Annotated in this window: 19 protein-coding genes and 1 tRNA gene; 12 read left to right on the top strand and 8 right to left on the bottom strand. The window is 58.2% G+C overall.

The annotated features are described in order from the left end of the window. Positions 1-38 precede the first annotated feature (38 nt). A tRNA-OTHER gene (locus ACT6QH_RS01840) sits at positions 39-119 on the bottom strand. A 108-nt stretch (positions 120-227) separates the two neighbouring features. Between ACT6QH_RS01840 and ACT6QH_RS01835 the strand changes: the two genes are divergently transcribed. The 5 genes from ACT6QH_RS01835 (at position 228) to ACT6QH_RS01815 (ending at position 4496) form a co-directional block, all read left to right on the top strand. Beyond that, a complete protein-coding gene (locus ACT6QH_RS01835; protein ID WP_444973110.1) occupies positions 228-1085 on the top strand; it encodes a hypothetical protein in 858 nt (285 codons plus the stop codon). Then, positions 1082-1567 carry a plasmid mobilization protein gene (locus ACT6QH_RS01830; protein ID WP_444973109.1) on the top strand — a complete coding sequence of 162 codons (486 nt, stop codon included), beginning with the start codon at positions 1082-1084 and terminating at the stop codon, positions 1565-1567. Before ACT6QH_RS01835 ends, ACT6QH_RS01830 begins: the two co-directional genes overlap by 4 nt. After that, complete coding sequence (locus ACT6QH_RS01825; RefSeq protein WP_444973108.1) at positions 1561-3141, top strand: relaxase family protein; 1581 nt, start codon at positions 1561-1563, stop codon at positions 3139-3141. The genes ACT6QH_RS01830 and ACT6QH_RS01825 overlap by 7 nt, the downstream gene beginning before the upstream one ends. Positions 3142-3156: 15 nt before the next feature. Beyond that, the gene (locus ACT6QH_RS01820; protein WP_444973107.1) at positions 3157-3450 is read left to right on the top strand and encodes a hypothetical protein; all 294 of its coding nucleotides are present in this window, start codon (positions 3157-3159) and stop codon (positions 3448-3450) included. A gap of 143 nt (positions 3451-3593) precedes the next feature. Beyond that, positions 3594-4496 carry a hypothetical protein gene (locus ACT6QH_RS01815; protein WP_444973106.1) on the top strand — a complete coding sequence of 301 codons (903 nt, stop codon included), beginning with the start codon at positions 3594-3596 and terminating at the stop codon, positions 4494-4496. A gap of 568 nt (positions 4497-5064) precedes the next feature. On the opposite strand, the gene ACT6QH_RS01810 is transcribed toward ACT6QH_RS01815, so the two are convergent. From ACT6QH_RS01810 to ACT6QH_RS01800, 3 genes are all read right to left on the bottom strand, one after another. Further along, entirely contained in the window at positions 5065-5874 is an 810-nt protein-coding gene (locus ACT6QH_RS01810) for an endonuclease (protein ID WP_444973105.1), read from the bottom strand. Further along, positions 5843-7168 carry a DNA cytosine methyltransferase gene (locus tag ACT6QH_RS01805; protein WP_444973104.1) on the bottom strand — a complete coding sequence of 442 codons (1326 nt, stop codon included), beginning with the start codon at positions 7166-7168 and terminating at the stop codon, positions 5843-5845. The genes ACT6QH_RS01810 and ACT6QH_RS01805 overlap by 32 nt, the downstream gene beginning before the upstream one ends. Positions 7169-7537: 369 nt before the next feature. Next, positions 7538-7954 carry a helix-turn-helix domain-containing protein gene (locus ACT6QH_RS01800; RefSeq protein ID WP_444973103.1) on the bottom strand — a complete coding sequence of 139 codons (417 nt, stop codon included), beginning with the start codon at positions 7952-7954 and terminating at the stop codon, positions 7538-7540. A 361-nt stretch (positions 7955-8315) separates the two neighbouring features. Here ACT6QH_RS01800 and ACT6QH_RS01795 point away from each other — a divergent pair, with 361 nt between their 5' ends. Then, the gene (locus ACT6QH_RS01795; RefSeq protein ID WP_444973102.1) at positions 8316-8525 is read left to right on the top strand and encodes a helix-turn-helix transcriptional regulator; all 210 of its coding nucleotides are present in this window, start codon (positions 8316-8318) and stop codon (positions 8523-8525) included. Next, a complete protein-coding gene (locus ACT6QH_RS01790) occupies positions 8519-9523 on the top strand; it encodes a site-specific integrase (RefSeq protein ID WP_444973101.1) in 1005 nt (334 codons plus the stop codon). The genes ACT6QH_RS01795 and ACT6QH_RS01790 overlap by 7 nt, the downstream gene beginning before the upstream one ends. A 161-nt stretch (positions 9524-9684) precedes the next feature. On the opposite strand, the gene ACT6QH_RS01785 is transcribed toward ACT6QH_RS01790, so the two are convergent. From ACT6QH_RS01785 to ACT6QH_RS01775, 3 genes are read right to left on the bottom strand one after another with little or no spacing between them, the layout of a single operon-like run. Beyond that, complete coding sequence (locus ACT6QH_RS01785; protein ID WP_444973100.1) at positions 9685-10878, bottom strand: aspartate aminotransferase family protein; 1194 nt, start codon at positions 10876-10878, stop codon at positions 9685-9687. Beyond that, positions 10875-11714: a pyridoxal kinase gene (gene pdxY / locus ACT6QH_RS01780; protein WP_394707379.1), complete on the bottom strand. Its 840-nt coding sequence runs from the start codon at positions 11712-11714 to the stop codon at positions 10875-10877. The genes ACT6QH_RS01785 and pdxY overlap by 4 nt, the downstream gene beginning before the upstream one ends. Before the next feature lie 2 nt (positions 11715-11716). Continuing rightward, complete coding sequence (locus tag ACT6QH_RS01775) at positions 11717-12949, bottom strand: benzoate/H(+) symporter BenE family transporter (RefSeq protein ID WP_444973099.1); 1233 nt, start codon at positions 12947-12949, stop codon at positions 11717-11719. Between the two features lie 112 nt (positions 12950-13061). Here ACT6QH_RS01775 and pdxR point away from each other — a divergent pair, with 112 nt between their 5' ends. The 5 genes from pdxR to ACT6QH_RS01750 all read left to right on the top strand — a co-directional run bounded on the left by pdxR (position 13062) and on the right by ACT6QH_RS01750 (position 17807). Then, positions 13062-14555, top strand: coding sequence for a MocR-like pyridoxine biosynthesis transcription factor PdxR (pdxR, locus tag ACT6QH_RS01770; protein ID WP_444973098.1), 1494 nt, complete (start codon positions 13062-13064; stop codon positions 14553-14555). Positions 14556-14642: 87 nt separating this feature from the next. Further along, the gene (locus ACT6QH_RS01765; protein ID WP_444973097.1) at positions 14643-15362 is read left to right on the top strand and encodes a glutamine amidotransferase; all 720 of its coding nucleotides are present in this window, start codon (positions 14643-14645) and stop codon (positions 15360-15362) included. A gap of 97 nt (positions 15363-15459) precedes the next feature. Then, positions 15460-16767, top strand: a complete 1308-nt coding sequence (glyA, locus tag ACT6QH_RS01760; protein ID WP_444973165.1) for a serine hydroxymethyltransferase — start codon at positions 15460-15462, stop codon at positions 16765-16767. Positions 16768-16806: 39 nt separating this feature from the next. Continuing rightward, positions 16807-17610, top strand: coding sequence for a YggS family pyridoxal phosphate-dependent enzyme (locus ACT6QH_RS01755; RefSeq protein WP_444973096.1), 804 nt, complete (start codon positions 16807-16809; stop codon positions 17608-17610). Beyond that, positions 17607-17807 carry a hypothetical protein gene (locus tag ACT6QH_RS01750; protein ID WP_444973095.1) on the top strand — a complete coding sequence of 67 codons (201 nt, stop codon included), beginning with the start codon at positions 17607-17609 and terminating at the stop codon, positions 17805-17807. The genes ACT6QH_RS01755 and ACT6QH_RS01750 overlap by 4 nt, the downstream gene beginning before the upstream one ends. Before the next feature lie 27 nt (positions 17808-17834). On the opposite strand, the gene ACT6QH_RS01745 is transcribed toward ACT6QH_RS01750, so the two are convergent. Then, positions 17835-18097: integrase core domain-containing protein (locus tag ACT6QH_RS01745; protein WP_444973094.1), on the bottom strand; the 263-nt coding region annotated here is incomplete at its 5' end.

Below are 18097 nucleotides of genomic sequence, written 5' to 3'. Positions count from 1 at the left end.
TGGGAACAGCTCTGTCAGATAAGCATCTGACGATCTTCTGGAGGCCCCGCGCTGGATTCGAACCAGCGCTGCAAGGATTTGCAATCCAACTCGTTTTCATTCGACCTCAGTAACTTAGCGGCGAAAAAGTATCAGGACATTGCGCGAACAGCCGATGAACATGGTACCGCTGTTTTTTCTCTAACCTCCAATGGTCGCGGCCCGCGCAAAGTGCAAGGGTGGCTGCAATGAGCTGGAAGGTTGCCACCCTCTGCTCTGAACGCCGTTTTGGCAGCCCAGTACGCAAGCAAATCATCATGTATCTGGCTGACAAGGCCAGTGATGACGGTTCGGGCATCTGGTGCAGCAAGGGCACCATCGCTCGGCAGACCGAGCTGGGCGAAACCACCGTCAAGCGGGCGATCTCTGACTTTGTCTCGGAAGGAATCCTGATCCAGACCGGACGCCGCCAATGCATCAACGGCTACACGACCATCTATCGCATTAATCTGGGCCGGATTGACTTGCTCGATCCGATTCATGACCCCGAAATAGAGACCGGGTCCAGAGCGGACGGGGTCCAGACTGGTCCCGCTACTGGGGCCACTGTGACCGGGGTACCGGGTCCGCAGCGGACCCCAAACCATCCTAAAACCTCCCATAAACCACCTACGCGCGAGGGCGTGGCAGAGGCGGCGGATCAAGAGTTCGAAACAATATGGGCCGCGTTCCCTTCAGATCGGCGGCGTGGGCGGCCTGCGTGTCTCGCTGCATATCGGTCGGCGATCAGCGAGGGATACGCCGCCGCCGAACTGTTGAAAGCAGTGCAGTCCTACGCGCTGGAAAGCGAAGGCTTCACGCGCTCAAAGGTCAGTTTTTCTGACAATTGGTTTCGCCAAGGACGTTGGCGGGAACGCGTTGAGGCGTTGCGCGCGCAGCAGGTGGAAGCCAGTGAAAGCCTGAATGCCCAGCTTTCTCGTTTGGCAGAGTGGGTCCGTGAAGGTTCTGCGCTGTGCCGCCACATCACGCCAAAACAGGCGCGGGAACTTGTGGCCCGTGGCATGGTCGCGAGCGCCGATCTGGCTCGCGTCGGGGTGGCGTCATGACCGCAGGCCACGAAACCATCATGTCCTGTGAGGAAAGAGCAAGGCGACCCCTGTCATACGCTGGCGCTTCTGACCGGGAGCCTTGCGAGGGGCGGCAAGCCTCCCCTTCGAACCCCACCGCCACGGGCAAGGCCCGCGCCAAAGAAGTCCGCGCGGAAACGTTCGTTTTCCGCTGCACCCGCGTCGAGAAGGATCGATTGCGCGATCAGGCCGCGCTTGCTGGCCTGTCATCGGCTACCCTGCTGCGCGAAGCGCTTGGCCTGATTGATGCCCGCCGCCGCAAGCCTGTGCCAAAGGCTGACCCCGCCTTGATCCGCGAGCTTGGCCGGATCGGCGGCAACCTCAACCAGATCGCCCGTGTCCTGAACCGCAACGCCCTTGCGGGCGGGGTCGAAGGTTTCGACGCGGTTCGGGTGGCGCAAGCCTTGGTCGGGATCGAACGCCAGCTTGGCCGCCTGCTGGCGGAGGCGCGGCCATGCTGATCCAGTTCTTCCCGAACGGCAAAGGCGCGGGTGCCGGGCCGGTCGGCTATCTGATCGCCACCACGGTTCTGGCCTATGATGACAATCGCGATCTTCGCCGCGATGAACACGGCAATCCGCTAACCGTGAACCGCGATCCCCGGCCAGAAGTCGTGCGCGGCGATCCCGCCCGCACCGAGGCGCTGATTGATGCCTGCCCGCATCAATGGACCTATCGCGCGGGCGTCATCAGCTTCACCCGCGACGATGCGCCAGACGACCACCAGCAGGCCGAGGTCATAGACCGCTTCGAAGAACTGGCTTTTGCCGGGCTGGACCGCGACCGATACGATTGCCTCTGGGTGCGGCACACGCATGAGGATCGGGTCGAGCTGCATTTCTGCACGCCGCGCTTGGAGCTATCGACCGGCAAAAGCTTGAACATCGCGCCGCCCGGCTATCAGACCGCCTTCGACAGCCTGCGCGACCTGATGAACAAAACCCACGGCTGGGCCGATCCGCTCGATGCCGACCGGGCGCAGGCGGTGCGCGAACAGCCCGAGGCTCCAACGCGGGCGCAGGGCCGCGAAGAGCTGCACAGCTGGATCATCGACCAGATTTCCATCGGCGCGATCCATGACAGGGGCAGCATGGCCGAAGTGTTGCGCGAGGTCGGCTATGAGCTGCCGCGCCTCGGCAAAGATTACCTGACCGTCAAAGACCCGGAAACCGGCGAGCGTTGGCGGCTAAAAGGAGAAATTTTCCGTGAAGGATGGCAGGCCCCCGCCGCAGCGCCTGAGCGCGAAGCTGAACACCGATCTGGACAGGATCAGGGAAGAGAATGCCGCCTTGATGGCGTCACAGCTGGCGAGCTTCAGGAACGATTTGCAGGGCATTGCGAGCGCCGCGCTGACTACAATCGAGGCCGATACCAAAGCGTTCGAGAACTGGAACGCGATGCTTTGGCACAATCACCGCAGCGCGATCACGCGAGCGATCTGGTGGCGGCGCTGGATGCTGTTGACCGGGGTGATCTTGCTGACCGTGATGCTGGCCTGCGTGACATGGGTGTGGAGCGCCGGGATCGCGGACATGCACCAGCGGACGGGCTTGGAAGCGGTGGGGATGCAGCTGCACCGCGATCTGACCGGCACATATCTGATCCCCGATCCGATGCTGATCACCGTGACGCGATGCAACCAGCAGGGCCGCGAAGTGCCCTGTTTCAAGGTGGAGGACTGAATGATGGCCGAGGCGATGACCCCGTTGGAACGCGAATTGCTGGCCTACGTCGAGAGGTTGGTCGCGTGTTGCGAGGTCTCGGCGAAGGAATTGCGCGGTTTGGAGCAGCGCTCGACCACGCAGCAGGGGGAAATGCTGACTGGCTTACGCGATTGCGTGGGGCTGCTGATGCGCTCGCAGCGGGCGCTGACGCAATCGCTCGCTTCAGTGCTGACAGAATCCGCGACCTACGCGCAGCTGGAAGAGAAGTTGACCACGAGCGAGCGGCTGCTGACGGACGCCGAAGCGAGGTTGAAGCGGCGTTGAGGGATCGCAACCGAGAGCGGGATCGCGGCGAATCGCATGGACTTTGAAAAGGAGACAGAAAAATGATTGACTTTGGCCGCCCCTATACCATGGGATTCAAAGACGCTTTGATGTACGGGATCGATTACCGTGACTATGAGAAGGTCAGTACGCTGCCAGCCGGGGTGTATCTGGCGGCGATTGCGGGGGTCTGGGGGGACTATTCGAATATTCGATGCCTGTTCATGACCGAAGATGGGAAGGGCTACCTTCGGAACATCTCGGGGCGCGGAGGCCAGTACATTATTCGGGAATTGGGGGTGAACGCGAAGGAGATCAAAACAGGGGCCGTTTTCAGATTGGATGCAGAAACTTAGGGGGAAACCGGCTGTCAGCGCTAAATCCCCCTCCGCGCAAAAATATCCAACATGTAGTCTATGCTGCCGCAGCTCCAATTATCAGTTCATCGATAGAGGCAATAGGCGATAAGCTGAGCCGACAAACACTGGAAGATTTCATAATGGCAGATAATGCTATCGGATTGCACGTTTACGCAATTACACAATACCGGATGCGAAATAGCCAATCAATCCCACTGTCTGCGAGCGGCGAAGGGAGGTTGCTAAAAGAATTCATCCCTAAGTTCATAAGAAAATTCTCCACCGCAGAATATGAGGATGGAAGCCGCGCAAGATTCTGGCATCTTAACTCTGTATCTTCGAACTCCGACACAACGGATGGGGTAATTCGGTATGGAAGCTCCGGGTTTGAAAGTACAATAGTCGACTCGAAGAGCTTAAAAGAGAACTACGCTAGGAAGGTCACTGACGTAGAGGTGATACCCCTCTATTTTCGCCTCTGGATTCCCCAGTCTGGCCAATATGGTCTGGTTGCTCTTCAGACATTTGGGCAACGTTCATGCGTAGGAAGGTTTTGCAGAGGATTTGAGAACGGGTATCGCAGTGTTAACGATGGTTATCGGGTTGCCTTCGCCCCTGTTGTCCCTGCAAAACTAGCCTCATATAGAGATGGAGAGGTTAAAAAGATTAGCTTCTTCAAGCATGACCATACGAGCGATTCATCTGAAAACGCTGTGCTTCCGGCGGGAAACTTGGTTGACTACCAAGTGACAATTCAAGCTAAGCCAAAGGGAAACCTAGGATTTCTTGGTGGCTTGAGGGAAAAATTCGCCGCCCGGTCCGGGGACTCAGACATCCAGTATGGCGACACAAATTTCGACAAGGCAACGGCGGAAATTTTAATCGGCAAGAAACGCAGACGCGTTACACTCTTCGGAGTAAGTCGTGAAACCGGGAAATTTGATCTAACAGATCAGGTAGAACGCGGGGCGAATGGCATGCCTAAAATAGATTCAATGAGGGCAGAAACCACATCAATATTCGAAGATATTGTGGCGAGCTGAAAAATGAGAAAGGTGAATATTTATATAATTATTCGCGACCACATGTGTACATTGGTGGATGATAGAAGTGGAAAAATATCAGTGCCAGACATTATCTTTTTCTATGGATTGCCAACAGCCTTAGCGGTCGGATATTATTTTTTCCCTTTCAGCATACCCGATGGACTTATGTCCGCGCTAATAGCAGTCTTCTCTGTATTTGGCGCCCTGCTGTTCAGTGCTCAGATGGCACTTTTCAGCCTGTCACCGCGTGCACCTCATCAAACAGGTGATAGCACGACGGATAGTCGAGATCATGCTCGATATATCCGAGAAAAGAAGTTTTTCTCGGATGTTAATTTCAATGTTTCATATTTAATACTTTTGTCCTGCTTATTTCTTACGTCTTTTGTTGTCCTGATGCTCACCAACTGGAGAGATAACGTTGAAGGAGCAATTCTAGTGGCGATGATATCCCACTTCTTCCTCACGTTGCTTATGCTAATCAAGCGAACCCATGTGGCGTTTTCGTCCAAATACTCGGATTAAGAGTGAAGCGTTACCTTGCTCTAGGAGAGAGTAGCTTCGATTAGTCGTGGTATGTAGAAATGTAATTCCTATCGATAGATTTTGCCGGGACTAGTTTGTAGTGTCTCTCCTCGACAACTTTTATGTCACCCTCCACTAAGCCAAGCTCAAAAAGGGCAATTACCTGATCGTCCATAAATTGCGCAGCAATGGCACGGCATCGGAGGCCGGGAAATTTTTGTTCGACGTAGCGAATGTCTTGCGTCGTTTGCACAACGCCAATTTGGTCTTTTCCGCCCTTGGCTTGAACAGGGATTACATAATGGCACCCTCTTTTATCTAATCCCACATAAAGCTCGTCAATCTCGATCTGCCCGATACCTTTGACGGTGGTCCGCAGATGGTTCTGAAGGCTGTACGTGGTCAGACCAAGAAAGGTGTCGATCAAACGATTGTATCTGACTATGGCAAGCAGGGCCTGTTCATCGTCGAGGGTATAGGCGCGAATGAGTTCGGGGGTTGCATCAGGAATGGCGATGCGGACAAGGTCCGGGCGAGGCACTACCCGGTTAATTTTCACGAGCCTGAAACGATAGGCCGAACGCCCTGCACCTTCGATGATCCACTCCATCCCAACCGGCTGAGTAGCCAAAATGTCGTCGGGAAGTGGGGACCGAAAGCGAACCGAGTAGATGACATCACCCAAGTTTTTTGGCAGCTGTATACCCAGCTCTGTCGCGGCCTTAGGCAAGTCCTCACGATCAAACTCGAAGGCAGTTTTTCCTTGTTCATATCTCGCGAAGAATATGCGCGAGATCAGCGCCTGATAGCGGTTCACTTTAACCAATTGCCGCCCTCGCGTAGATGTCACGTTCAATCTCTTCTTGCTTGCGCTTTTTTGCGCCACTTTTGCGATCACGCCCCGACTTCGGAGCTTTAATCCCGAAGTGAGCCGCCGCAGTGGATACATCCATGGTAAGCAAAGCCGGATCGCCCAACGGGATCGCTGTGGAGGGGCGCTCGGGTGTGTAACCAAGCGCAGAGATCACCTGCGTGGCCACAGCTCGCGCGAGCGGCGGCGGTACCGAGTTGCCGATCTGCCGCGCGCCATGCCATTTGGTCGCGTTAAAGCGGAACCAATCTGGGAAACCATGAAGCCGTGCCATTTCCCTTACGGTCACACAGCGTGCATAGCGGTAATGGATGGGGCGCGGACTGGTGAACGCGCCGCGAGCGCCATCTGTTCCCGCCCTTAGCGTATTGGATATGCCATCCGGCGGCAGCTTGAAAAACCGGCTTATCGGTTCCACTGCACCCGGCTCAGTGGCTTGAAACCGGCGGCGAGATATATCGGTGTGCTCCGTGCGGGCACTAGAGGTTAACTGGCGAGGGTCCCAAACCCGAGGATGCGCAAAAGCCCAAGCGTCATTGCCTTCCCCGCGCAGCGTGGCGGCGTATGGCGATACAGCCTTACCCTTCTTGGCACGAACTTCATCAGACAGGCGAAGTTCCGCGAATTTCTCGGCGTCCGGCAAGTCATCCAACGCTTCTAGGCACGTTGGGCCTAGGGGCAGCTCTGCATTGCCTTTCTTCCCCGCCATGCGCGTTGTCGGGGCGGGATAAGATGGCAGCGCAGTGCCTCTCTTGGCTCCCATCAGGATCAGCCGCTCGCGGGACTGCGGGGTGCCATACTCTCCCGCATTCAGCACCTTCCAAGGTAACTCAACTGCATAACCTTCGGCCTCGAACGCCGCGACCAGCTCATGCAAGAACTGCTTGTGCCGCCCGACCGTCAGTCCCTTTACGTTTTCAAAAACGAAGGTGCGAGCGTCCAGCTCGGAGACGATCCTAACGAACTCAAGGACGAGTCGATTACGGGGGTCATCTAGGACGCGGTGCCCGATGAGTGAGAAGCCTTGGCAGGGTGCCCCACCAAAAACGCAGTCAACTGGGCGGTTGCCTATGCCCGCTCGCAAACGAATTTCACTTCCCGAAAGCCCTTCGACTGATCGAGAAATGACCGCGCAGTTTGGGAAGTTGAATTCGTGGACAGCGCAATGGACAGGGTCAATTTCCACAGCAGCGACGACATCAAACCCGGCTTGCTCAAAGCCGAGGCTGAGCCCTCCGGCCCCTGCAAACAAATCTATACCGATGGGTCTCATGCCACCTCCACTACCTTTTGAGGCAACCAATTTATCCGATCCAAGCCTAGTTGTTGATCGGTTTCTGTCCTGTTTTGATGGGGCAAGATGTCTTGCTTTGTCACGGCAGAAGCATCCTGCGCCGAGACCGATGGAGCGCCGCAGCCGCACATGTAAACAACAAGCTTGACCCCAGCAAAGCGGCTTTCAGTAGCAAAGGTGAGCCGATCCATATGCCGGGCACGGCTAATACGACGCCTGCCCCAAGGAGTAACGAAGCAATGCGCTGCTTCTTAGCCCTTGCGCTGGCCTGTTCTTGGTCGCGCACTAATCTCACTCGCGAACTGTCCGGGAAAAGGTCGAGCTCGCTTTCTGGGTCGGCATCCAAGCTCATAGTTTATCCTTTAGATTGAATATGTTGTTGGCAACTTCCTTGCTAACCCTCGACCCCTGTGCGTGGCTCATACTGACAAGAACGGCCAAGAACTCCGCCCAGTTGTCCGAAGGGGCCCCGGTCGAATGCGTGCGTAAAAGGTCCAGCCCGTGAACCATCGTCTGCTTGAGCATTTCCATCGATGCTGGGTCGATGTCGTCCTTCTTGCCAGTCAGAATCCAGCTTGGCGTTACGCTGCTCATATCGCAGAGCTTTAGAATCACCGAGGTCGGTATCTCGCGCTCTCCCCCCTCATAGCCCTTGTAGGCCCGAAGCGAGACACCAAGCGTCTCGGCGAACTCCACCTGAGTTTGTCCTGCCGCTCGCCTGAGGCGACGCAGGCGATCACCCATTTCGTAAAAAGGGGTAGACATGGCCCAATCTGCTCCATAAAGTGCAATATAGTGCCTAATTGGAACAAATTGTCCTTAAGAGGCGTGGTGTAGGCCTTATGGTATCAATTCACAGAAAATGGAGCAATATCTATGGATGTCCTCCTATCCACCCGTGATGCTGCGGCTCGTATGTCGCTGTCAGTCCGCAGGGTGCGACAGCTAATCGCAAGACGGCAACTTAGGTATGTCAGCGTTTGCGGCCGAAGCTTGGTGCCAGAGAGCGCGATTGCAGAGTTTTTCCATGCCAATACAGTTCAAGCCCTGCCATCGGAAGCGTATGTAGCGAGGGGCGGCAGCGTGGCTTTTAACCCGGATTTTTCGCCAAGCGGGAGGATCGTAGATGCGACCTAGTCACCCGCTGTACGCGAACGAGCAAAGTGCTGCGAAGCTGTTTGACGTAAGCGTGGCTCAGTTCCGCAGCCTTGTTCAGCAAGGACACCTGCCTCCCGGTCGCACCATAGCGCCCGGCCTGACGAGGTGGAGCGTGCCCGAGATCCTCGCCATTGTTGAGGGACGAGCAGTTGATGGGGGAGGCGACATTGCATGGTAGCGCCTTCCAAACGCTTCCTGTGGCGCCACCCCACAGGCCGTATCTATGTGCGGCTCAAGGGCAAGCTGCACCGCATCACCGCAGCCGAGGGCACCGCCGATTTCGACCGCCAGTATTGGGAAATCCTGACAGGCAAGCGGATGCAGGCCAAAACCTCATGGTCGGCCCTCATGGACGATTACCGCAAGTCAGATCGCTGGACCGGCCTCAAGCCGCGCACCCGGCAGGACTATGACAAGGTGATGGACTATCTGCGCGAGAAGATTGGTACCCGCGATGTGAAATCCTTGACGCGGGCCGATGTGATCGGGGCGCAGAAGGCGAACGCGCACCGCACCCGCTTTGCTAATTATATCCCCCAGATGCTGGTTGTTCTCTGCGAACATGCCATTGATCTGGGCTGGATCCAGAACAATCCAGCGAAGGGCGTCCGGGCGCTCAAGACCCCGACCGAGCGGCAGCGCGAACATCTGCCCTGGCCGGATTGGGCGGTGGAGAAGTTCCGGGCCGAGGCCGAGGGCCTGCCGCGCCTTATCTTCGAGATTGGCGTGGGCAGCGTCCAGCGCCCCGGCGATTGGGTTGGTTTCCGCTGGGGTGACTATGACGGTGATTCCCTGACCCTGCGGCAGAACAAGACAGACAAGCCGCTGGTCCTGCCCTGCACTGAACAGCTCAAGGCCGCACTGGACCGCACAAAGGGGGCGCTTGGCGCGGTTCCCATTGCCGCCCGCCCTATCCTTATCAAGCGAGACGGCAACCCGATTAGCTACCGCTACATGGCTGATTTGATGCTGAAAGAGCGCAAGCGGCTGGGGCTGGAAGCCTATGACCTTCACGCGCTGCGCTATCGCGGGGTGAAGGAATTGGCATGGGCCGGATGCGATGATGACGAAATCGCCGCATATTCCGGCCATGCCACCAAAGAGATGATTGCGAAGTACGCAGGCGAGGCCCGGCAGGAAATGCGGGCGCGTCAGGCACGGGAGAAACGGCAATGAACAGAACGAGACCAGAACGGGAAACTGATACCCGTTGTGATACCCTTTACCGGGCACCCTCAGCTAAGTCATTGAAATATTTGGAGGCGGGTACCGGAATCGAACCGGTCTTCACGGATTTGCAATCCTTCGCGTAACCACTCCGCCACGGGGCCTCATCTCTACGTTTCCTTCACGGCTGACACAGCGAGTTGGCGCAGCGACAGGTGGAACCGCTCGGAGAACAGCCGAATTTCTTCATCGGTGACAGTTAACGGCGGCAGGATGCGAACAACATTGTCGCTGGCCGGAATCGTCAGCACCTTTCCATGTATGCGCAATACTTCAACGATCCGCTGCGCGGGCAAGGCTGTTCTGACGCCAAGCATCAGCCCATGGCCTCGAACATCCGCGATCAGTTCGGGGAATTGTTGGGCAGCGCTTACAAGGGCTGCATGTGCCAGAATGCTCTTGCGGCGAATTTCGGCCAAAAATGCCTCATCCTCTACGATATCAAGCACAGAATTCGCCACGGCGACCGCGAGCGGATTACCGCCAAAGGTTGAACCGTGCGCGCCTGGCGTCATGGCGCTTCCTGCGCTTTCGGTCGCAAGGCAGGCCCCGACAGGAAAACCGCCGCCAAGCCCCTTCGCCAAAGTCATGATATCAGGCGCAACACCGATTTCCTGATGCGCAAAAAGATGGCCGGTACGGCCCATTCCGCACTGGACTTCATCAAAGATCAGCAACAATCCCAATTCGTCACAAAAATCGCGAAGCTGACGCAGGAAGGTGGGGCAAGCCACCCGAACACCGCCTTCGCCCTGAATGGGTTCGATCATGATGGCTGCTGTTTCACGCCCGGCCTTTTCGCGTACAGCGTTGATATCGCCAAGCGGGCACTGGTCGAAACCATCAACCACCGGGCCGAACCCTTCGAGATATTTGCTGTTTCCGCTCGCCGCCATGGTGGCGAGCGTGCGTCCGTGAAACGCTCCCTTGAAAGTAATGATCCGCCACCGTTCGAGCTGGCCGCGTGTATGCTGATAGCGGCGAGCGACCTTGATCGCGCACTCATTCGCCTCGGCGCCGGAATTGGCAAAAGATACGAGATCGGCAAAACTGGCGGCCGTCAGGCGCTCGGCAAGGCGTTCCCCTTCGGGAATGCGATACACGTTGGACAGATGCCACAGTTTACGCCCCTGCCGCTCCAGCGCGGACATGATATGCGGATGCGAATAGCCAAGCGCATTGACGGCGATACCGGCGCCGAAATCGAGATAGCGCTCGCCGTCGGTCGTCGTCAGCCATGCGCCTTCGCCGTGTTCGAACACCATCGGCGCAGGCTGGAATACCGGGAGTAGCGCGCCGCTCATTCGGATTTCTCCACCAGTGCGTTAATAACGCTGCCAAGCTGCATTTCCTGTTCGCCCTCGACGATGGTTCGCCCAAGGACATCAAGCAAAACGCTGGCAGCATTTCGCGCGGCATCCACCAAATCCCGACCATGCGCGAGATTGGCCGTGAGAAGCCCGGTGAACAGATCGCCCGTTCCCACCGGCACGATGGGCAGCCGGGGCGAGGTCAGCCTTGTTCGCATGTCCCCATCGGCGACGACATTCTCAAGCGATCCTTCCGGCGTATCGGGAAAGGTGCAGCCGGTGACGACAAGCCGGGCGCCCCGGAAGGCCTGCACCTTTGATGCCGCAGCGGTCAGCTCCTGCCATGATCTCGCCTGTTTCTGTGTTATCAGACCGAGCTCGAACTGGTTGGGGGTTAAAAGATCGGCGAGCGGCACGAGATCGTCGCACAGCCATTCAACAACCTGATCTGCGACAAAGATTCCAAGATTGGAATCCCCCATCACGGGATCGCAGATATAGGTGATATCGGGATTGAGCTTGCGGGCGCGCTCCACGAAAGCGGCGATCACCTCGCCATTGGCGCGTGAGCCGAGATAGCCGGAGACGATGTAACGGCTTGTCTCGATCAGACCGCGTTCCTCGACCCCGCGCAGCAGGTCGCCGACGAGTTCAGGCTCCAGAACCCGGCCCCGCATGGTTTCAAAATGCGGGTTATTGGACAGCAGCGTCGTCGGCACCGCCGCCACGTTCAGCCCCCGCGCCTGCATGGGAAGAACAGCGGCGCTGTTGCCGACATGCCCGTGAACGACCTGACTCTGGATGGAAATGATGGATGTTTGCATGGTCATCACTACTCTGCCGCGCTTTCAATGATTTCTGCTTTGATGGTGCGTTTGCGGGGTAGCTTTCCGTTCAGGACCGCATAGGCGATCAACCCGATCACCAGCCCCCAAAACGCGCCCCCAACCCCGAGCATGTTGATGTTTGCCGCCGAGGCGAGGAAGGTAATGAGTGCGGCTTCCCGCGAAGCGGGATCAGCCATGGCCCCGGCAAGGCTTCCCCCGATTGTGCCGAGCAGGGCAAGACCGGCCAGCGTGGTGATGAACGTCGCCGGAAATGCCATGAAGACGGCTGCCAGAGTCACACCGAACACGCCGACAAGTACATAGAAGAAACCCGCCGCGATACCGGAGATCCAACGCTTCGCCGGGTCTTCATGCGCCTCCCGCCCTGTGGCGATTGCGGCTGTGATGGCGGCTATATTGAACGCATGGGAGCCGAACGGCGCCATGAGAAGCGAGCCAAGGCCGGTTACGGTCACGATGGGGTTGGCGCTTGTCTTGAACCCGTCATTTCGCAGCACCAGCATCCCCGGCATATACTGGCCGGTGAGCGTGATGAGGAACAAGGGCAGCGCGACGCTCAATGTCGCATTCAGCGTGAACTCCGGCATGGTGAAGATCGGCATGGCGAACTTCAATTGTAGGCCCGACAGATCAACACGTTCCTGCAAAAGAAGAAACACAAGTCCGATCAATAGGATGCCGACCACGGCGTAGCGCGCGGAAATGCGCTTGAGCGCGACATATGCGGCGATCAGCAGGCCGACCAGAACGGGATCGACACTCGCGCCTTCGAACGCTCCGATCCCGAATTGCAGCAGGATGCCCGCAAGCAAGCCCGATGCGATGCCGGGCGGTATCAGCCTGATCACTTTCTCAAAATATCCCGAAAGCCCGAGTATAATGAAAGCGATAGCGGAGAGAATATAGGCCCCGACCGCTTCTGCATAAGACGTTGTGGCAAGCGCCGTTACAAGGAAGGCGGCGGCCGGTGTTGACCAGGCCGTGATGATTGGCTCGCGGTAGCGCCAGCTCAAGAACAGGCCGGTCAGGCCGACACCAATTGAAACCGACCATACCCAGGATGCCGTCAATTCGGGACTAAGGCCCGCAACCCGTGCGGCCTGAAAGACAAGAATGAACGTTCCACCATAGTTGACGATGACGGAGATCAGCCCCGCGACGATGGGATGGGTGAGATCGTTCAGTCGGATGGGTAATGATGACGGGCTGGTCGACATGGTTCTGGGTGGTTCTCCGAAAGGGTGGGCACGAGGCCGGAAACATGCCTTGACATCTAGCTGATAAATGGCTGGATATTACCAGCCATCTATCTCCAGAGGATCAGGCCATTTGTTCAAGCATTCCCAACTCGAATCCGTAAAGGCATGGCTCGCACATCCGGCCCATGCGGCTATGCCGCTGCACGCGCGGATACAGCGAGCGATCCGGCAACTGATTCTTGACGGTGCGCTTGGCCCAGGAAGGCCACTTCCAGCCTCCCGCGCCCTCGCCAGATCACTGGGTGTTTCGCGTGATACGGTCGAGTCCGCCTACGCCCAGCTTCACGCGGAAGGTTTCATTGAGCGGCGTGTCGGCAGCGGCAGTTTCGTCACCGAGATTACTGAGTTCATGCCAGGGCATCGACGCTCAAGGCGCAGCGCTTTGCTGGTCAATCAGGCCCCGAACCTGAGCGAACGCGGGAAGGACATGTTTCGTAGCGGCGGATTGCGCGAAGTGCTGCCGCCGCGCCCGTTTACCCATGGGGTGCCGGAGACACGCAATTTCCCGCTGCCGCTTTGGGAGCGTCTGGAACGACAGGTTTTGAAAGAGGTTGGCACGCAGGCGCTGCTTCAGAGCGATCCACAGGGAAACGCTACGCTTCGGCGGGCCATCGCGGACTATGTGAACCTCGAACGCGGCGCACGCGCCACGGCGGACCGCGTGCTGGTGCTGACAAGCTCACAACAGGCCATGACGCTCTGCGCAAATATGCTGCTTGACCCCGGCGACCGGATTTTTATCGAAGACCCGGCCTATTATGGCGCGCGCAAGGCCTTCGATGCGGCAGGGCTGGCCTCCGTCCCGGTCAAGGTGGATCGGCAGGGCGTGATGGTTGAGCCAATTCTTGACGATCCGCACGGGGCCAAAGCGGTCTCTCTCACGCCTTCACATCAATTCCCGACCGGGGCGACGCTGGCGCTGGATCGTCGTCTTGCGCTCATCGAATGGGCGGCGCGACATCAGGCCTGGATCATTGAGGACGATTACGACAGTGAATTTCATTATTCCGGCAAACCGACAGCGTGCGTGCAGGGCCTCGATCCTCATGACCGGACCATCTACATCGGCACCTTCACGAAATCCCTCTTTCCGGGGCTTCGGGTCGGGTACGCCGTGCTGCCGCCGCAACTGGTGAAGCCAATGACCGTCGCGCGCACATTGCTTGACGGCCACACGGCATCCATCGCGCAACTGACGCTCGCCCGCTTCATGGAGGGCGGGCATTTCGGCGCCCATATCCGCACCATGCGAGGCATTTACGCGCAGCGGCTCGATACGCTGGCGGGATTGGTTCGAAAGCACCTATCTGATTTTGTCGAACCTCATGTTCCCATTGGCGGTTTGCAGATGCCTTGTGTGTTGACGGGCGAGATATCCGAACGCGCGGCGATTGATGCGGCGCGGCGCGTCGGCGTCGATCTGCTGGGGTTATCGGGCCTTTATGCCGCTGGCGATGGCGAGCCCGGTTTCCTGATGGGGTTTGCCGCCTATACGCCGATGGAACTGGAAGGCGCGGTCAGGAAGCTGGTCAGCGCGTTTCAGGCATTGCGCACACCAGTATGAGTGGTCTGGGCAATGATGCGAAATTGGTGGGGATAATCAGTCCATATATCTGATAAGCGTGCTGGCAACGTCGCCTCGGAGAACAGCATGACAGCACGCCCCGCCACCAGCAAAACAGCCGTCGTCATTCGGCATATCCTGTTTGAAGATCTCGGGCTGTTTGAGCCGGTGCTGACGGCGGCGGGATACAGCGTCATCTATCTCGATTTGGATAGCGATGATGTTTCAACGCTTGATGCGCTAGAACCGGACTTGCTGATCGTCCTTGGTGGACCTGTCGGGGTCTATGAGAATGATGCCTATCCCTATCTTGCCGAAGAGCGCCGGATACTCGCCGCGAGGCTGGCGAAGGAACGCCCGACGCTCGGCATTTGTCTGGGTGCACAGCAGATCGCTGCAACGCTTGGCGCCGATGTTATGCCAATGGGGCACAAGGAAATCGGGTTCAGCCCTGTTTCGCTGACAGATGCCGGACGGGTTGGGCCGCTCCGCCATCTGGAAGGCATCCCCGTGCTGCATTGGCATGGGGATGCCTTCCGTATCCCGGATGGTGCCGAAAACCTTGGGACGACGGAGGTGTGCGACACCCAAGGCTTCTCCATCGGTCGCAACATATTGGCGTTGCAATTTCACCCCGAGGTGGACGCGAACGCGGGGATCGAAAGCTGGCTGACAGGGCACGCGGCGGAACTGACATCGTCGCGCATCGATCCACGAAAGTTGAGGGCGCAAGCGAAGACCATTCCCGCCAACGCCCGTGTGGCCGCCGAAAAAATGATGGAAGAATGGCTCGCCCAGATCGCCTGAATTGATCGGCGTTCCTGTCAGACACAGAGGCCAACAATCGTCCGCTGCATGGGGCTCATGTGGTGCGCATTTCACACCACAATCATGGAAGACACCAATGAAAGCACAATCGATAACCACCCCCTTGAGCCAGCCTGTCGCTGACGGAAGCGTCGGGAACGCCAGCCTGTCGGACACCGACAGCGCGATCTTCGCTGCCATCGCCGCTGAACGGAACCGCCAGCGTGACTGCATCGAACTGATTGCCTCGGAGAATTTCGTCAGCCCCGCCGTTCTGGAAGCGCAGGGCTCGATCCTCACCAACAAATATGCCGAAGGCTATCCGCATCGGCGCTATTATGGCGGCTGCGCTAATGTCGATATGGCTGAAGACCTCGCCATTGAGCGCCTGAACCGGCTTTTTGGCAGCACATACGCCAATGTGCAGCCGCATTCGGGCAGTCAGGCCAATCAGGCGGTACTTCTCGCGCTGCTGAAGCCCGGCGACACGATCCTGGGGCTTGACCTCAAGGCGGGCGGCCATCTGACCCATGGCGCAGCCGTCAACCTCTCGGGCCGATGGTTCGATGTCGCCAGCTATGGCGTGGACGCTGACAGCCATCTGATCGACATGGATCAAGTGGCGGAACTGGCGCGCATGCATCGCCCCGAATTGCTGATCGCAGGCGGCTCGGCCTATCCCCGCACTCTGGATTTTGCCCGTTTTCGCGCAATCGCGGATGAAGTGGGGGCGATCCTGATGGTCGATATGGCGCATTTCGCGGGGCTGGTCGCCGGCGATGCCTATCCTTCGCCAATCCCCTTTGCCGATGTCGTCACCTCGACCACGCACAAGACGCTGCGCGGGCCGCGCGGCGGGTTCGTCCTGACCAATGACGCGCAGATCGCGAAGAAGATCAACTCGGCGGTCTTCCCCGGCCTGCAAGGCGGCCCGCTCATGCATGTCATCGCGGCGAAGGCCGTGGCATTTGGCGAGGCGCTGGACCCTTCGTTCAAGACCTACTCCCGGCGTGTTGTCGAAAATTGCCGCGTTCTGGCGCAAACGCTGATCGATGGCGGGCTTGCGATCACCAGCGGCGGCACCGATTGTCATTTGGCGGTGGTCGATCTGCGCCCCTTGGGCCTCACCGGCAACATCGCCGAGAACGCGCTGGAATCGGTGGGCATCACGCTCAACAAGAACGCAATCCCGAACGACCCTGAAAAACCCATGGTGACATCGGGCATCCGGGTGGGCAGCGCGGCGGGAACGTCACGCGGTTTTGGCCCCGAAGAATATAAGCAAATCGCCGGGCTGATGCTCGACACGCTTAATGCTGTTCGGGGCGGAAGACTCGACACTGAGCGGGAACGGATCAGCGGGCTGGTTCGCGATCTCGTTCGTCGCTTTCCCTTGCCTTACTGACGGCATCAGCCGGGAGCCCGTTCTGATATGACGGCATCGATGAAAAGCGATCTTTCATCCGAGGATATCGCACGCTTCGGTGAGCATCCGGCTGAGGCTTTCGCCGCGAACCTCCAAACGGTCAAGGATCGCATCGCGGCCGCCTGCCTTCGCTCTGGCCGTCAGCCCGATGATGTGCGGCTGCTGCCTGTCACCAAGACGGTTCCCGCGCATATCCTGCGCCACGCTTTCGCGGCCGGGATCACGGATTTTGGCGAGAACAAGCTACAGGAAGCAAGAAGCAAGCAGGAGGTGCTGGCCGATCTGGCGATCCGCTGGAACATCATCGGCCACCTTCAGACCAACAAGGTCAAATACCTCGTCCGCTTCGCATCCGAATTTCATGCGCTTGACAGCCTTCGGCTGGCGAAGGAACTGAACCGTCGCCTTGACGCGCAAGGGCGCGATCTCGACGTGTTTGTGCAGGTAAACACCTCTGGCGAGGCCAGCAAATACGGCCTGCATCCTGATGACCTGCTCTCTTTCGTGGAACACCTGCCGGACTATCCCCGGCTGAAACCGCGCGGCCTGATGACGCTGGCGATTTTCAGCGCGGATACCGAGCGCGTGCGCCGGTGCTTCCGTCTACTCCGCGATCTGCGGGATCGGGCGGTCGCCGTTCACCCCTGCCTGACGCAGCTCTCCATGGGGATGTCCGGGGACTATGAGGTCGCCATCGAGGAAGGCGCCGATGTCGTGCGCGTCGGTCAGGCCATATTCGGCCCCCGTCCGACCCCTGACGCCTTCTATTGGCCCGTCATGGACTCGCCCTCCGCCAATGGGGAAGCCGAAAATTCGTCATGACGGCTCCACAACGCGGGCTGCTCGCGCAAGTCTCCGCCGCTCATCTGGTCAGCCATTTTCACATCATGACGGTCCCGGCGCTGCTTCCGCTTCTGCCGACCATCATGAGCGTCAATTTTGTCGACATCGGAATCGCGCTGGCGATTTTCAATATCGTGACCGCCGTTGTGCAGGCCCCGTTGGGCTATGCAGTGTGAGCTGCTGCCGGTTTGGTGGACAGTTGGTTAAGCCTGCTTGTCGCGTTCTTCGAACTCCATTGGGCTGATATAGCCCAGTTTCGAGTGTCTGCGATGGGGATTGTAAAAGCGCTCTATATAATCAAACACATCAGAGCGGGCCTCATCGCGGGTACGATAGAGTTTGCGGGCTGTTCTCTCCGTTTTCAGTGATGAGAAAAAGCTCTCCATGGCCGCATTGTCCCAGACATTGCCGGACCGGCTCATGGAACAGGTGATGCCGTTGTCGCCCAAAAGCCGCTGGAACTGCT

The sequence above is a fragment of the Haloleucobacter albus genome, assembly GCF_052492075.1.
The sequence above is the reverse complement of the archived record's forward strand: the minus strand, read 5'-3'. Positions and strand labels throughout refer to the sequence as shown.